Source organism: Burkholderia sp. MSMB1589WGS (genome assembly GCF_001636105.1).
Taxonomy (GTDB): Bacteria; Pseudomonadota; Gammaproteobacteria; order Burkholderiales; family Burkholderiaceae; genus Burkholderia; species Burkholderia humptydooensis.
On sequence record NZ_LNJT01000007.1, the window covers coordinates 2,074,733 to 2,089,649 of the forward strand.

The following is a 14,917-nucleotide window of genomic DNA, read 5'->3' on the forward strand; positions in this document are numbered from 1 at the left end:
GAATCGGCCGTCATGCGGCCCGGCAGCGTCGCGCTCGAGCTGCCGTTCAAATCCCCATACGATTGGCCGCGCGTGCTGCGCTTCTTCGCGGGGCGCGCGATTCCGGGCGTCGAGGCGGTCGAGAACGGCGCGTACCGGCGCACGGTCGATTATCGCGGCGCGAGCGGCACATTGACGGTGCGCAGGCATCCGCGCAAGCGCTGTCTCGTCGCGCTCGTCGAGGGCGACGCGGCGCGGCACGCAGACGCCGCATTCGCCGCGCGGCTCGCGACGATGCTCGATCTGCACGCCGATCCCGCCGCGATCGGCGCGCATCTCGCGCGCGACGCGTGGCTCGCGCCACTCGTCGACGCCGCGCCCGGCCTGCGTGTGCCGGGCGCGTGGTCGGGCTTCGAGCTGATCGTGCGGGCGATCGTCGGCCAGCAGGTGAGCGTGAAGGCCGCGACGACGATCGTCGGGCGGCTCGTCGAGCGCGCGGGCGAGAGGCTCGGCGCGCACGCGTCGGGCCCGGCCGGCTGGCGGTTTCCGGAGCCTGCGGCGCTTGCCGCGTGCGACTTGTCGCGGATCGGGATGCCGGGCAAGCGTGCGGCGGCGCTGCAGGGCGTCGCGCGCGCGGTCGCCGCGGGCGACGTGCCGCTCGATGCGTACGCGACCGACCCGGCCGGCGTGCGCGCCGCGCTGCTCGCGCTGCCGGGGATCGGCCCGTGGACCGTCGAATACGTCGCGATGCGCGCATGGCGCGATGCCGACGCATGGCCCGCGACCGACCTCGTGCTGATGCAGGCGATCGTCGCGCGCGACCCGGCGCTCGACCGGCCGGCGAGCCAGCGCCTTCGCTCCGATGCGTGGCGGCCGTGGCGCGCGTATGCGGCGATGCATTTGTGGAACGAGATTGCCGATCGCGCCGGCTCGGCGCGCGGCGGATAGGCGCGCGCGCCGTCCCGCGCGGCCGGCGCGAATCGTCAGGCAAGGCCGAAGGGCAGGTCAAGCGAGCCTTTCGGCGAGATGTTAAAGTGCCCGCTACTGTCAAATCCCGCCAGGTTGTCCGCGCGTGCCGCGGATCGCCGGGCCCGCACTTGCATCGATGCCGAACAACATGACTTCCCGCCAGACAGCCTTGTTGCACCAACGCCTTGCCGTGTTGAGCACGAGCCCGACGCGCGAGCAACTGCCTGACGGCCTGCGCGGCATCGAGAAGGAAAGCCTGCGCGTGACGCGCGACGGGATGATCGCGTTTACGCCGCATCCGCGTGCGCTCGGATCGGCGCTCACGCATCCGTCGCTGACAACCGATTATTCGGAGGCGCTCGTCGAGCTGATCACGCCAGCGGAGCGCGACGCCGCGACGACGCTCGAGCGGCTCGACGAACTGCATCGCTACGTCTATGCGTCGATCGGCGACGAGATGCTGTGGACGGACTCGATGCCGGGCCTGTTGCCCGCCGACGATGAAATCCCGATCGCGGACTACGGCACGTCGAACATCGGGCGGCTGAAGACCGTCTACCGGCGCGGCCTCGCGCATCGCTATGGCCGCACGATGCAGTGCATCGCGGGGATTCACTACAACTATTCGCTAAGCGAGGAAGTGTGGCGGCGGCTGCACGCGGAGGAAGGCTCGACCGCGAACCTCGTCGATTACCAGTCGGAGCGCTATCTCGCGCAGATCCGCAATTTCCGCCGCACGAGCTGGCTGCTGATGTACCTGTTCGGCGCGTCGCCCGCGCTCGATCTCGGTTTCCTGCGGGGCCGGGCGCACAAGCTCGACGCGTTCGACGCCGCGACGCTGTATCGCCCGCACGCGACGAGCCTGCGGATGAGCGACCTCGGCTACTCGAACACGACCGCGCAGGCGGCGCTGGAGGCCGACTACAACACGCTGTCCGGCTATCTCGACGCGCTGTCGAAGGCGGTCAGCGAGCCGTATCCGCCGTACGAGGCGATCGGCACGCACCGCGACGGCGAGTGGATTCAGATCAACACGAACGTGCTGCAGATCGAGAACGAGTTCTACTCGACGATCCGGCCGAAGCGCGTCACGTATTCGGGCGAGCGGCCGCTGCACGCGCTTGCGTCGCGCGGCGTCCAGTACATCGAGGTGCGCTGTCTCGACATCGATCCGTTCGAGCCGACGGGCATCGCGCTCGACACCGCGCGCTTCATCGACGCGTACCTGCTCGTCTGCGCGCTCGACGAGAGCGCGCCGCTCACGTGCGACGCGTATCGCGAGTCGAATGCGAACTTCGGCCGCGTGACGATGGAGGGGCGCAAGCCGGGGCTCGAGCTGACGCGCGACGGCGCGGCCGTGCCGATGCGCGCATGGGCGGGCGAGATCTTCGCGCAGATCGAAGCCGCGGGCCGCGTGCTCGACGACATCCGCGGCGGCGACGCCTATGCGCGCGCGATCGCCGCGCAGCGCGCGAAGCTCGACGATCCGGAGCTCACGCCTTCCGCGCGCGTGCTGCGCGCGATGCGCGAGAACGGGCAGTCGTTCATCGAGTTCGCCCGCGCGCAAAGCGAAGCGCATGCGGCGTATTTCCGCGGCCGCCCGCTCGACGAGGCCGCGATGCGCGACGCGCGCTTGCTCGCCGAGCGCTCGCTCGGCGAGCAAGCCGAGCTCGAAGCGAAGAACGCCGGCTCGTTCGACGCGTTCGTCGCCGCGTATCGCGCATATACGTTGAACCGCTTCAGCGTGTGACGAGCGGCGCGCGCCGTGCCGCGTGCGGCGCGGGCGTTACGGCTGCGCGTCGAGGAAGTCGTGCGCGTTGCACGCTTCGGCGGTGACGCGCAGCGTCTGCAGCGCGCGCTTCTCGATGCGGCGAACCTGCTCGCGCGACACGCCCGTCTGCGCGGCGATCTGCTCGTAGCTCCACGGCTCGTCGCCGCCGATGCCGAAGCGCCGGCGCAGGATGTCGGCTTCCTGCGCGGACATCGTTTTCAGCAGCGACGTGACGACGTCGCACATCTGCCCGTGGGCGAGCGCATCGAACAGGCTCGGCGTCGATGCGTCCTCGACGAGGTCGCCGAATTCGGCCTGGTCGTCGTTGCCGAGCGGCGCGTTCAGCGAGCGCGGCTCGCGAGGCAGCATCAGCATCGCGCGCAGCCGCTCGACCGGCAGCCCGGTCGCCGCCGAGAGCTCGGCGAGCGATGCGCGGGCGCCGCTGCGCCGTTCGATCCGATCGGCGACCTTGCGCACGCGGCGCACTTCGTCGCCGACGTGAACCGGCACGCGGATCGTGCGGGCGCGGTCCGCGATCGCGCGCGAAATCGCCTGACGAATCCACCACGTCGCATACGTCGAGAACTTGAAGCCGCGCCGATATTCGAATTTCTCGATCGCGCGCAGCAGGCCGAGATTGCCTTCCTGCAGCAGATCGGCGAGATCGAGGCCGCGCGACGCGTGCTTGCGCGCGATCGACAGCACGAGCCGCAGATTCGCTTCCGCCATTCTCGCGGTTGCAGCCGAGATGCGCGCTTCGCCGTCCGCGAACGCATGCAGCGCGCCCGCGCCGCCTTTTGCCGGCGATGCCGGCAGGCGGCGCATCGCACGCCGCACCGCATCGATTTCCGCCGACGGCCAGCCATGTGCGGCGAGCGCCGCGAACGCCCGCTTGCACGCGCGGGCGTACGCGCGCGCGCCGTCGCCGCCGCGGGCGCGTGCGCGCTGCAGCGCGGCGCGCGCGTGGCCGAGCGCTGGATCGTCCGGCAGCGACGCGAGTTCGAGAAGATCGAGCGCCTCGGCAAGCGCCAACAGCACCTGCTCGCGGCCCGCCTCGATTTCGGCGGCGAGCGCGATTTCCTGCGCATGCGTCAGCAGCGGCACTGCGTGCATCCGGCGCACGAAGAGCGCGAGCGGATCGGTCGAGACTACGGTGTCGTCCGGCGCGGCGTCGTTTGGTTCGGATGACGGAGCATCGTCGTCGTCGCGCCAATCGGCATCTGCGTGCGCGGGCCGCGTCAGCTTGTCGCCGAACGAACCGGCGCCGCCGTTTTCGTCGGATGCGTGATGATCGAGGGGATCGGGCTCGCCGAGGCCGTGCGTATGCGCGTGCGCGTCGGACGGCGCGCTCGCGAACTCGTCGGCGACGTCGGCGTATTCCGGGTCGCCGCGGGCGCCGGCAAGTTCGAGCAATCGGTCGATGCCCTGTTCGTAGCGCACTTCGCGCTCTGAGACTGTCATGGCAAACGCGGATCGGGCCGCGGTACGTCGTGACGGAGCGAGTCCGTCGAGCCAGGCCCGTCGGCTCGTCGCGGACGCCCGTCCGCGCCGATGGACCTTACAGGCGTGCATCTGGTGGCGAATCGCGAAATTTCAATGGCGGACAACGGTACGCGCGCAAGCCGCGTGCCGGTGCGCGGCCGGCGCCAAAACAGGTTCGGATGCCTTGACGATCCGGCCGCGAGCGCAGGCGTTCCTGCTCGCGCGCGCTATTCATATGATTTGCGGCGAACCGGCGCGGCGTCCGGAGCCGGGCTTTCGACGCTCGCCGCCGCGCGCTCGCGCAAGCGGCTATCGTCATCGTCTTCGTCGTCGCGTTCGACGGGACCTTCGCCCGCTTCGACGTCGCGCTCGTCGGCGAGTTCGGGCTCGGCCTCGCGCGGCTCGGCGGCGTACGAGCGCCTGATGTCGAAGCCGGGCGCGGCGTCGCGCAGCGTCGACGCATACGCTTTCCAGCCGGTATCGTTGCCCGCGAACAGATGCCTGCGAACGGGCAGCGCGAGCGCGCCGTAGTCGAGCGGATCTTCGAGCAGCAGTTGCGGCCACAGGCAGAACGCGCGCAGCGCGCGGGACACGAATTCGCGCACCGTCACGTCCTGCACGACGTATTCGACGAGCGGCACGTCGGCGAGCATGCCGTTCGCCGCGAGCAGCGCCTCGATCGACTGGTTGTCGGGCTTCTCCTCGAGGCGGCTCAGGATTTGCAGCACGCTGCCGAGGTGCAGCAGCAGCGCGCGCCGTGCATAGGCTTCTTCCATGACGATGTCTCCGGTCGGATGGTCGGCCGCACGCGGTCGAGCGGCGGCGCGCGGGCGTCCTGCGGCGGGCCGTACGAGCGCCGACGCCGCCCGTGCGATGCGGCTCGTTTCGTCGCGTCGCTCGCGGCGCGCAATGTCTACAAGCGTAGCCAATCTGCACGCAGGTTGCAGATGCGGATTGACGCACGTCAACGAGCGCGCGCGAATCCGCTCGCGGCGGGCCGAACGTGAGGGGGCGCGAGACGGCGCGCGGGGGGCGGCGCCGGTCGCGCGCTTATCGGCGTGGCGGTGCGCCGTTGGCGCGGGTACCGTTCGCCGGATCGTCTCGAACCGGCGTGCCGGCTGCCCGATCGACCGTTCAGGTTCGCTGCCGGCCGGCAACCCGACGTCAACAACGATCAGGGGAACACATTCACCGCGGCCGAGCCGGTCGATGGCTGACCCTCGTCAACGGAGGGCAAAATCGGTGCGAGGCGCCTCGCCCAGCACGCGCGCGACGCGCGCTTCGCTATCGGCGAGCTTCGCCTCGACGCGCTCGACGAGACGGCGGATCTTCGTCGAGCCGCGCCGGCTCGACGGATAGGCGGCGCAAATCCGGTCCTCGCCGAACGACGCGCTCTCGAAGCGCCAGTCGACGAGCAGCGGCACGAGCCGGCCCGCCTCGAGCACGTCGACGACGCTCCATTGCGGGCACGGCAGCACGCCCGCGCCATCGAGCGTCGCGGCGAGCGCGAGGCCGTAGTCGTCGGTGGCGAGCGGCCCTTTCGGCTCGATGCGCGCGCGCACGCCGTCGCGATCGAACGTCCAGGCGTTCGCGAGCGTCGGATGGCGATAGAGCACGCAGTCGTGCTGCGCGAGATCGGCCGGCGCGGCGGGCCGGCCGCGCCGCGCGAGATAGCCGGGGCTTGCGCACAGCAGGCTGCGGTTCGAGCCGATCGGTTTGACGATCTGGCTCGGCAGATCGTAGTTGCCCATCCTCAGCGCGAGATCGAAGCCTTCGCCGACGATGTCGACGTAATGATCGGATAGCGACAGCTCGATCCGCACGCGCGGGAACGCCTGCGCAAACGGCGCGCAGAGCGGCGCGAGGATCGCGTGGCCGAACGAATGCGCGGCCGTGACGCGCAGCAGGCCGCGCGGTTCGTCATCGCGCTCGGACAACTGCCGCGCGCCGTCCGCGAGCCGGCGCAGCACGTCGGTCGCGGTCGCGAGATAGAGCCGCCCGCCTTCCGTCAGCACGAGCCGGCGCGTCGTGCGCTCGAGCAGTTGCGCGCCGAGCGTCGCTTCGAGTCCGGCGATCGCCTTCGTTACCGCCGACGGCGTTTTCGCGAGCCTGCGCGCCGCCTGGCTGAGGCTGCCTTCCTCGACCGCGCAGACGAACGTTTCGAGCGCGGACAGCAGATCGATTCGCCGCATTCTTTCCTCAAAGGCACAGGCGATGTGCGTAATAAGATCACGAATCGATTTTTTTCTCTACTTACGATCACAAGCGGAACGTTCGGCAACGCAGCGCTCGAGCGGCCGCCATTTCTTCGGCATCGTCAAAGGAGGGAGCGATGAAGCGCATCGCATGGATCGCCGTCGTGCTTGCGTCGCTCGCGTGCGCCGCCGCGCGCGCGGCCGGCGGCAACGTGCTCAACATCTACAACTGGGCCGAGTATTTCGCGCCCGACACGATCGCCGGCTTCGAGAAGGAAACCGGCATCAAGGTGCGGCTCGACGTCTACGACAGCAACGAAGCGTTGCAAACGAAGCTCACGACAGGCAACAGCGGCTACGATCTCGTGTTTCCGTCGAACGATTTTCTGGCGCGGCAGATTCAGGCGGGCCTCTACCAGAAGCTCGACAAATCGAGGCTGCCGAATCTGAAGAACCTCGATCCGGCGATCGTCGCGCGCGCGGCCGAGGTCGATCCCGGCAACCAGTACGGCGTGCCGTACATGCAGGGCACGTTCGGGCTCGGGCTGAACGTCGCGAAGGTGAGGCAGGCGCTCGGCGGCCCGCTGCCCGCGAACACGCTCGAGCTGATCTTCAACCCCGCGTATGCGGCGAAGCTCAAGGGCTGCGGCATCGCGTTCAACGACGCGGGCAGCGAAGTGTTTCCGCTCGCGCTACGCTACATCGGTCGCGATCCGAACACGACCGATCCGCGCGACTACGAGGCGGCGCTCGACATGATGAAGAAGATCCGGCCGACGATCCGCCAGTTCATCGCGACACCCGTGATGAACGATCTCGCGACGGGAGACGTGTGCGTCGTTACCGGCTACTCGGGCGCGGTGCTCGTCGCGGCGCTGCGCGCGGCGGATGCGAGGAACGGGCAGCAGATCGTCTACAGCCTGCCCGCGGCCGGCGCGCCGTTCTGGTTCGACAGCATGGCGATTCCGAAGGGCGCGGCGCATCCGGACAACGCGCTGCGCTTCATCGACTACATTCTGCGGCCCGACGTCGTCGCGAAAATCAGCAACAAGGTGATGTATCCGAATCCGAACCGCGCGGCGACGCCGCTCGTCGACAAGCGGCTCACGTCGAATCCGGCGATCTATCCGGATGCGGCGACGATGCGTACGCTGTGGGTGAAGCGCCCGATGCCGCCGCAGGCGATGCGCATGCAGACACGCTACTGGACCCAGTTCAAGACCGGTTACTGAGCGGCTTCATTCTGACGAGGAGACCGAAGTGATTCCTACCGGACTGCTGTTCGATCCCGCATTCCTCACGCATCGGCAAGGCGATCTCGTGTACGTCGTCCCGCACGGCACGCTGAACTTCGGCGAGCATTTCGACAGTCCGCTGCGGCTCGCGTATACGAAGCAATTGCTCGACGCGGTCGGCATGACCGAGCGTCTGACGCGCGTCGCGTTCGAGCGCGCGACCGACGAGCAATTGCTGCGCGTGCACCGGCCCGAGTATCTGCGGCAGCTCGCCGAGGCTTGCGCGGTGGCGGGCGAGCAGGTGGTGCCGCTCGGCGACGACGCGGCGGGCAGCGCGTCGACCGAGCGCGTCGCGCGGCTCGCGGCGGGCGCCGCGTGCGCGGCCGTCGACGCGGTGATGACGGGGCCGCTTCGGCAGGCGTATGCGCTGATCCGGCCGTCGGGCCACCACGCGGGCGCCGATTTCGCGATGGGCTACTGCTACTACAACAACGTCGCGATCGCGGCGCGGCACGCGCAGGCCGTGCACGGCGTCGAGCGCGTCGCGATCGTCGACTGGGACGTGCATCACGGCAACGGCACGCAGCAGGTGTTCTACGACGATCCGTCGGTGCTGTTCGTGTCGTTGCACGAGGCGGCGAATTTTCCGGTCGATGGCGGCGAAGCGCGCGAGACGGGCGGCGGCGCGGGCGCCGGCTACAACGCGAACGTGCCGTTGCCGTCCGGCACGGGCGACGCCGGCTACGCGCACGCATTCGACGAACTGGTGCTGCCGCTCGTCGAAGCGTTCGCGCCGCAGCTCATTCTCGTGTCGGCGGGGCAGGACGCGAACGCGTTCGATCCGCTCGGCCGCATGCGCGTGCAGCGCGACGGGTTCCGGCACATGGCGCGCGCGTTGCGGCAGGCGGCGGGCAGCGCATGCGACGGACGCATCGTCATGCTGCAGGAAGGCGGCTACAGCCTGCCGTATCTGCCGATCGCGACGCTCGGCGTGCTCGAGGGGCTCGTCGGCTGGAACGCGCCGTTCGACGATCCGCACCAGTTCGCCCAGCATCCGTGCGGCGACGGCGAGCGCGCCGCGGTGCGGGCCGCCCGCGCCGCGCTGGCGCCGTATTGGCCGACGTTGGGTCGTTCCTGAGGAGGAGCACGAGATGAGAAAGACGATCGTGGCCGCCACGCAGATGGCGTGCGACTGGAACGTCGATGCGAACCTGGCGCGCGCGGAGCGTCTTGTGCGCGACGCGGCCGCGCGTGGCGCGCAGATCGTGCTGCTGCAGGAATTGTTCGAGACGCCGTATTTCTGCATCGACCAGAATCCCGCGCATCTCGCGCTCGCGCAGCCGTACGAAGGCCACCGGTGGCTTGCGCGCTTCGCGTCGCTCGCGCGCGAACTCGGCGTCGTGCTGCCCGTGAGCTTCTTCGAGCGCGCCGGCCAGACGCAATTCAACTCGGTCGCGGTCTTCGACGCCGACGGCCGCGCGCTCGGCGTCTATCGAAAGACGCACATTCCGGACGGCCCGGGCTACACGGAAAAATACTATTTCACGCCGGGCGACACGGGCTTTCGCGTGTGGGACACCGCATATGGGCGGATCGGCGTCGGGATCTGCTGGGATCAGTGGTTTCCGGAATGCGCGCGGACGATGGCGCTTGCGGGGGCGGAGCTGCTGCTGTACCCGACCGCGATCGGCAGCGAGCCGCACGATGCGTCGATCGATTCGCGCGCGCACTGGCAGAACACGCAGCGCGGTCATGCGGCCGCGAACCTGATGCCCGTCGTCGCGAGCAACCGGATCGGCGTCGAGCGCGGCGCATCGGGCGAAATCGCGTTTTACGGCAGCTCGTTCATCGCGGGCGCGGACGGCGAGAAGATCGTCGAATGCGACCGGCACGGCGAGGCGATCGCGACGGCCGAATTCGATCTCGATGCGCTCGCGTATCGGCGGCGCTGCTGGGGCGTGTTTCGGGATCGGCGGCCGGAGTGCTATCGGGCGTTGAGCGGCGACGCGGCGTAGCGCGCGATGATGAAGTGAGCGTGCGGCGGGAGCGCGATCACGAGCGCCTCGCCGCTTGCAACCGCGCAAAAAAAACCGCGCATGTCTGCGCGGCGAATCCGTCTGCACTCGAGGGCCACCGATTGCTGGCAGACGGGCCACTAGCGTGGGGCACTAGTGAAAACGGTCGGCGTGCCTGCGGTGCGGTTCGCAACGGGCGGCTTGCCGTGTTCGCTTGGTCGGGAATAAAAAGCGCTGCGCGTTCCGTCGGGCGCAGGCCCGAACTGGCGCAGCGAAGCCACCTGCTTCCGAGGCAGTGAGGAAAGTGGAGCAGGTGGAACATGGGCGACGGAATGCGGCCCGATGAGCGTGCGATCCGGCTCGAAACGACGGTTGCGATCGCACCGAACCGAACGGAAACCGCAATGCTCGGCGCCGACGCAGGCGCAACGGAACGGCAACGCCGAACGCAGCTTCGCTGCAAAAGCGATGCTGTACAATGAAGCCAGCCATGTGTGGGCACTCGCAATAACTACCGTGGTCAGGTCGATGCCGGTGTTACCAGCACCCGCATCGACCGCTTCGAGCATCGTCACTTCGTCAGTCCATTACCTTCCTCGCGCTTCGCCGTAAGGCGGTTGCGTCAATCGATTCCAGTCGATTTCAATCGATGCGTCGCGCCGATGCCGCCATCATCGCGGCGGCGTCATTGCTTGAACATCGTCCATACCTTGTCGCGCAGCGCGAGCGCCGCCGGCGAGCACAGCTTGAACGGGCGCAGCCGCTCCTTGTAGGCGGCCGGGAGCATCACCGCGGGATTCTTCAGCAGGTCCGCGCTCATGTAGCGCTCGGAACCCGCAATCTCGTTCGGATACAGATACGCGTTGGACGCAGCGGCCATGTTCTCGGGCTTCATCATCCAGTTGAGGAACGTGTGCGCCTCGCTCACGTTCTTCGCCTTCGCGGGAATCAGAAAATTGTCCTGCGCCATCCGCACGCCTTCGCGCGGGAACGCGAAGGCCGCGGTCGACAGCTTGCGCTGCACGCGGACCGTCGCGCCGCTCCAGCCGTGCTGCACGACGACCTGCCGCGAGATCATCCGGTCGATCGTGCCTTCGTTGCTGTACGTCTTCACGTACGGCTTCTGCTTGCGCAGCACGGCGAGCACGCGCTTCGCGTCTTCGGGATTCTCGGTGCACTCGTCCTGCTTCAGATACCAGCTCGCAGCCATGTAGAGCTCCTCGACCGAATCCAGATCCGCGATTTCGCCGCGCAGCGACGCCGGCGGATCGAACAGCGATTTCCAGCTATCGTCGAGCTTGCCGCCCGGCACGCGCGCGCTGTCGTACGCGAAGCCCGTCATGAAGATCAGATACGGCACCGTGTAGTCGCGGTTCGGATCGAAGAGCGGATGCCGGTATTCCGGCATGACGTTCGCCATGTTCTGCAGCCGGCTCTTGTCGAGCTTGCGCACGAGGCCGTTCTTCGCGAAGACCTGAACGTAGTAGTCGCCCGCGACGACGACGTCGTAGCCGCCGCCTCCCGCCTGCAGCTTCGACAGCAGCGTCGCGTCGCTGTCGTAGATGTCGAGCGTCGTCTTGATGCCGGTTTCCTTCTCGAATTTCTTCATCAGCTCCGGCGGCATCCAGTCCGGCCAGTTCGCGAGATGCAGCTCGGCGGCCTGGGCGAATCCGAATGTCATCGTGAGCAGTAACGTCAACCATGCTTTCATAGCGCCTCGATTTTGTTGGTATGGGAAAAGAGCGGGTGCGCGCGCACGACGGCATCGCCGGCCGGCGATTCGTCGCGCGCGTCCTCGGTTGCGTCGCCGCTCGCCGATGCGCTGCCGACGATCGCCACGATCGCGGAGAGCGCGAGCATGATCGTCGATATCGCGTTGATCTTCGGCGTGAGCCCGAACTTGAGCGCGCCGAAGATGTACATCGGCAGCGTCGTCACGCCGGGCCCGGCGACGAAGTACGTGATCACGAAGTCGTCCATCGACGTGAGGAACGCGAGCATCGCGCCCGCCGCGATGCCGGGCAGCGCCAGCGGCAGCGTGACCTGCCGGAACGCGGCCCACGGCGTTGCCGACAGATCGGCGGCGGCGTCGAGCAGCAGCGGATCGACGCGCCGCAGACGCGCGCGGATCGGCAGATAGGCGAACGGCAGGCAGAACGCGACGTGCGCGAGCAGCACCGTGTAGAAGCTGAGGTCGATCGACAGCGCCGAGAACAGCAGCAGCGTCGCGATCGCCGTGACGATTTCCGGCACGATCAGCGGCACGCCGATCAGGTTCTCGATCACGTACTTGCCCCGCCCTTCGCGCGCCCACATGACGACGGCGGCGAGCGTCGCGAGCGCCGTCGCGATGGCGGTGGACGAGCCGGCGAGCGCGAGCGAGTTGCGTGCGGCGCGCATCAGCGTCGGGTCCTGCCACGCGTCGGCATAGCCGTGCAGCCCCCAGCCGCTCCAGACGAGCGACGAGTCGCCCTGGTTGAAGCTCAGCGCGACGAGCGCGACCATCGGCGCATACAGGAACGCGAACGCGCCGATCGCGACGTAGGCCGCGAACGGGAAGCGATGGCGGGCCGATTGCGCGCCGTTCATGCGAGCGCTCCCCGCTTCGCGGACGTCAGGCGGCGGGCCAGCATCGCCGCGAGCACGAGCCCGAGCAGCGCGAGCGACAACGACGCGCCGAGCGGCCAGTTGCGGCCTTGCGTGAACTTCATTTCGATCAGGTTGCCGATCATCATCGAATGGCTGCCGCCGAGCAGATTCGGGATCACATACGAGCCGAGCGCGGGCACGAACACGAGGCCGATGCCCGCGGCGATGCCCGGCATGCAGTTCGGGATCACCACCTGGCGCAGCGCACGCCACCGCGTTGCGCCGAGATCATATGCGGCTTCGACGATGCGCCAGTCGAAATCGTCGAGACTCGCATACACGGGCAGCACCATGAACGGAAAGAACGTGTACAGCAGGCCGACCAGCGTGGCGGGCGTCGTGTAGAGCAGCCCGAGCGGGCCGTCGAGCATGCCGAGACCGTTCAGCGCGCGATTCGCGAGACCGTGGTCGGCGATCAGGATGATCCATGCATACGAGCGTATGACGAGGCTCGTCCAGAACGGTATCGTCACGAGAATCAGCAACGCGCTCTTGCGACGCGGCGGCTGCGTCGCGATGAAAAGCGCAGTGGGAAAGCCGAGCGCGACGCAGCCGGCCGTGGTCGCGGCCGCCAGCGCGAGCGAGCGCGCGAAGATGCGGACATGATCGCTCTGAAAAATCAGATTGCCGTCGAAATCGCGATCGACGATCAGATTCAGATAGGCGTCGAGCGAGAAGCTGCCCCAGTCGACGCCGCCGTAGCCGAGCGGGCGCATCAGCGAAACCGACGTGACGACGGCGATCGGCAGCAACGTGCCGACGGCGAGCAATGCGACGACCGGGCTCAGCAATTGCCAGTCGCGCGCGGTTAATCGGCCCTCCGGATTGTCTTTTGCCACTGGAATTTCCCGTGTCCAAGATCCATTATTCGGATGAATGTAGGTTAACAAACGGCGCGTCGTCCGTGTGCGCGAAGGCGTGGCAGAACGCGCCAATTGCGTGCCAAAACGCGCCATCGCGCAGGTTCGCGCGCGTTCACGAATCTTCTTTCGCCCATCGGCGCCGCGCGCGGCTCACGGAGGTCGGGTCCTTGTAGCCGATGTGCCGTGCGATGTCTTTTCTCGATCGCGGGCCCATCGCGAGATCCTGAATCAGCAGATCGCGCCTCACCTGTTCGAGCAGCCGCTGAAGCGACGTGCCGGACTGCTTGAGCTTGCGCTGCAGCGTGCGGGTGGACATGCCGAGCGCGCCGGCGAGCGCGGGGACGGTGCCCGTGAACGGATGGTCGTACAGGTAGTGGAGCGTCTTGCCGACGACGTCCGACGCAGCCCATTGCTCGAGCTCCTGCTCGCGCCGCACGCACGCGTCCTTCGCGATCATGTGCTCGAGCTGATGCGCCATCGGCAGCGGCGTGTTCATGCAGTCCGCGTCGAGCGTGAACGAATGCGCGGGCGCCGAGAACCTGACCGGACACTGGAACAGCGATTCATATGCATATGCATGTTTTGGCGTGTCGAAAGCGAGCGTCACCTGACGGAATGTCGGCGGGCCGCCGAGCAGGTCGAACATCTGCCTGCGCAGGCCCGCGAGACACATGTCGGTGTTGAGCACGTAGAGATCGGGCCGATACGAATAATCGGAGAACGTGATGACCGCCCGCGAGCCTTTCGTTTCGAGGCGCGTGGCGAAGTAGCACAACGCGAGCAGCGGGCAACTGTTCGCGAGCTCGATCGCGGCGCCGAGCGTCGGGCTGACCATCATCGCGAGCCCGAGCGGCATGTACGCGGTCAGCGGCACCGCGTCGGCCATCGCGAGGCCGATCGCCGAATCGCCCGTCATCCGCCATGCGTTGTGATAGATCACCATCTCCTGCGCATGCGAGATGATCTTGTTCGGCTGGCGCAACTCGGCAGGCGTGATGCCCGAGCCGCTGAGGATCAGTTCCGTGCTCAAGCCGCGCCGCTGCAACATGTCGACCGCGACCGCGACGGCATGCAGCGACGCGGGGCGCCGTGCGGCGAGCGAGCGGGATTTGTCGCTTGACGTCATATCGCCTCATGTCGCGAGTGATTTTCGGAACGTGACCTGGCAGCCGTAGCTGTCGAGCTCGCCGCGAATCCAGCCGAGATGCTGGTAGAAGCCGTCCGCGCGCGAGCCGGGATCGGTGACGAGCGAGACGCTTTCGCTGCCTTGCTGACGCAGCCAGGCGAGCGCCCGCTCGAGCATCTCGCGTCCGACGCCCGTTCCGTGCCACGCGGGACGGACGAACAGCGCGCTGATGAACGCTTGCGGGCCGCCCGTGGCCATGCAGTAACCGACCGCGGTGCCGCCTTCGATCGCGATGACGCTGAAGCCGTTGCGCAATTGCTCGAGCACGCGGTCGCGATCGAGGAGATGGATCTGATGCGGGAGGATGCGATTCTCGGTGACGGAAAAGCGGATGTCGTACGTGCTGCCGAGATCACTTTCCTTTATCGGGCGGAACTCCATCGAGGCGATTCTCCTTGCGCATTCGGACGGGGGCGCTCTATTTTCGCGTATCGTCTGATCATTGAGAATCCCTTTTAGACGGTTCATTCTGGCGGGGCCGGAGAGACGCCGGCCGGCCGCGACAGCATTTTTGTGCAAGCGCGTCCATTTTGTCCTTCCTACGATGGCTCGGTGAATCGACGGAGGACCGAA

At 67.8% G+C, this 14,917-nt stretch carries 14 protein-coding genes; 5 read left to right on the top strand and 9 right to left on the bottom strand.

Annotated features, from left to right (window positions below):
- Positions 1-12: 12 nt before the first annotated feature.
- Together WT16_RS17485 and gshA are read left to right on the top strand one after the other, a co-directional pair.
- Entirely contained in the window at positions 13-927 is a 915-nt protein-coding gene (locus WT16_RS17485) for an AlkA N-terminal domain-containing protein (protein WP_015602367.1), read from the top strand.
- A 157-nt stretch (positions 928-1,084) separates the two neighbouring features.
- The gene (gene gshA / locus WT16_RS17490; RefSeq protein WP_063533779.1) at positions 1,085-2,698 is read left to right on the top strand and encodes a glutamate--cysteine ligase; all 1,614 of its coding nucleotides are present in this window, start codon (positions 1,085-1,087) and stop codon (positions 2,696-2,698) included.
- Between the two features lie 36 nt (positions 2,699-2,734).
- Here the strand turns inward: gshA and WT16_RS17495 are convergent, their stop codons facing one another.
- The 3 genes from WT16_RS17495 to WT16_RS17505 form a co-directional block, all read right to left on the bottom strand.
- The gene (locus WT16_RS17495; protein ID WP_015602071.1) at positions 2,735-4,180 is read right to left on the bottom strand and encodes an RNA polymerase sigma factor RpoD/SigA; all 1,446 of its coding nucleotides are present in this window, start codon (positions 4,178-4,180) and stop codon (positions 2,735-2,737) included.
- A gap of 248 nt (positions 4,181-4,428) precedes the next feature.
- On the bottom strand, positions 4,429-4,977 hold the full coding sequence (locus WT16_RS17500; RefSeq protein WP_063533780.1) for a hypothetical protein: 549 nt from the start codon (positions 4,975-4,977) through the stop codon (positions 4,429-4,431).
- 447 nt (positions 4,978-5,424) lie between these two features.
- Entirely contained in the window at positions 5,425-6,393 is a 969-nt protein-coding gene (locus WT16_RS17505; protein ID WP_063533781.1) for a LysR family transcriptional regulator, read from the bottom strand.
- A gap of 140 nt (positions 6,394-6,533) precedes the next feature.
- Here WT16_RS17505 and WT16_RS17510 point away from each other — a divergent pair, with 140 nt between their 5' ends.
- From WT16_RS17510 to aguB, 3 genes are read left to right on the top strand one after another with little or no spacing between them, the layout of a single operon-like run.
- The gene (locus WT16_RS17510) at positions 6,534-7,628 is read left to right on the top strand and encodes a polyamine ABC transporter substrate-binding protein (protein ID WP_006024073.1); all 1,095 of its coding nucleotides are present in this window, start codon (positions 6,534-6,536) and stop codon (positions 7,626-7,628) included.
- A 28-nt stretch (positions 7,629-7,656) separates the two neighbouring features.
- Complete coding sequence (locus tag WT16_RS17515; protein ID WP_063533782.1) at positions 7,657-8,769, top strand: class II histone deacetylase; 1,113 nt, start codon at positions 7,657-7,659, stop codon at positions 8,767-8,769.
- Between the two features lie 13 nt (positions 8,770-8,782).
- Positions 8,783-9,646, top strand: coding sequence for an N-carbamoylputrescine amidase (aguB, locus tag WT16_RS17520; protein WP_006024075.1), 864 nt, complete (start codon positions 8,783-8,785; stop codon positions 9,644-9,646).
- A 140-nt stretch (positions 9,647-9,786) separates the two neighbouring features.
- On the opposite strand, the gene WT16_RS33760 is transcribed toward aguB, so the two are convergent.
- From WT16_RS33760 to WT16_RS17545, 6 genes are all read right to left on the bottom strand, one after another.
- A complete protein-coding gene (locus WT16_RS33760; RefSeq protein WP_156521453.1) occupies positions 9,787-10,221 on the bottom strand; it encodes a hypothetical protein in 435 nt (144 codons plus the stop codon).
- A gap of 110 nt (positions 10,222-10,331) precedes the next feature.
- A complete protein-coding gene (locus tag WT16_RS17525) occupies positions 10,332-11,357 on the bottom strand; it encodes an extracellular solute-binding protein (protein ID WP_006024077.1) in 1,026 nt (341 codons plus the stop codon).
- Positions 11,354-12,235, bottom strand: a complete 882-nt coding sequence (locus WT16_RS17530) for an ABC transporter permease (protein ID WP_063533783.1) — start codon at positions 12,233-12,235, stop codon at positions 11,354-11,356. The genes WT16_RS17525 and WT16_RS17530 overlap by 4 nt, the downstream gene beginning before the upstream one ends.
- Complete coding sequence (locus WT16_RS17535; protein WP_006024079.1) at positions 12,232-13,086, bottom strand: ABC transporter permease; 855 nt, start codon at positions 13,084-13,086, stop codon at positions 12,232-12,234. The genes WT16_RS17530 and WT16_RS17535 overlap by 4 nt, the downstream gene beginning before the upstream one ends.
- A 184-nt stretch (positions 13,087-13,270) precedes the next feature.
- Positions 13,271-14,284 carry an AraC family transcriptional regulator gene (locus tag WT16_RS17540; RefSeq protein ID WP_006024080.1) on the bottom strand — a complete coding sequence of 338 codons (1,014 nt, stop codon included), beginning with the start codon at positions 14,282-14,284 and terminating at the stop codon, positions 13,271-13,273.
- Between the two features lie 6 nt (positions 14,285-14,290).
- Entirely contained in the window at positions 14,291-14,725 is a 435-nt protein-coding gene (locus tag WT16_RS17545) for a GNAT family N-acetyltransferase (RefSeq protein WP_006024081.1), read from the bottom strand.
- Positions 14,726-14,917: the final 192 nt, after the last annotated feature.

Coding starts and splice junctions, on each gene's coding strand:
- WT16_RS17485 (WP_015602367.1), top strand. CDS start 13: ATGCGGCCCGGCAGCGTCGCGCTCGAGCTGCCGTTCAAATCCCCATAC.
- gshA (WP_063533779.1), top strand. CDS start 1,085: ATGCCGAACAACATGACTTCCCGCCAGACAGCCTTGTTGCACCAACGC.
- WT16_RS17495 (WP_015602071.1), bottom strand. CDS start 4,180: ATGACAGTCTCAGAGCGCGAAGTGCGCTACGAACAGGGCATCGACCGA.
- WT16_RS17500 (WP_063533780.1), bottom strand. CDS start 4,977: ATGGAAGAAGCCTATGCACGGCGCGCGCTGCTGCTGCACCTCGGCAGC.
- WT16_RS17505 (WP_063533781.1), bottom strand. CDS start 6,393: ATGCGGCGAATCGATCTGCTGTCCGCGCTCGAAACGTTCGTCTGCGCG.
- WT16_RS17510 (WP_006024073.1), top strand. CDS start 6,534: ATGAAGCGCATCGCATGGATCGCCGTCGTGCTTGCGTCGCTCGCGTGC.
- aguB (WP_006024075.1), top strand. CDS start 8,783: ATGAGAAAGACGATCGTGGCCGCCACGCAGATGGCGTGCGACTGGAAC.
- WT16_RS17525 (WP_006024077.1), bottom strand. CDS start 11,357: ATGAAAGCATGGTTGACGTTACTGCTCACGATGACATTCGGATTCGCC.
- WT16_RS17530 (WP_063533783.1), bottom strand. CDS start 12,235: ATGAACGGCGCGCAATCGGCCCGCCATCGCTTCCCGTTCGCGGCCTAC.
- WT16_RS17540 (WP_006024080.1), bottom strand. CDS start 14,284: ATGACGTCAAGCGACAAATCCCGCTCGCTCGCCGCACGGCGCCCCGCG.
- WT16_RS17545 (WP_006024081.1), bottom strand. CDS start 14,725: ATGGAGTTCCGCCCGATAAAGGAAAGTGATCTCGGCAGCACGTACGAC.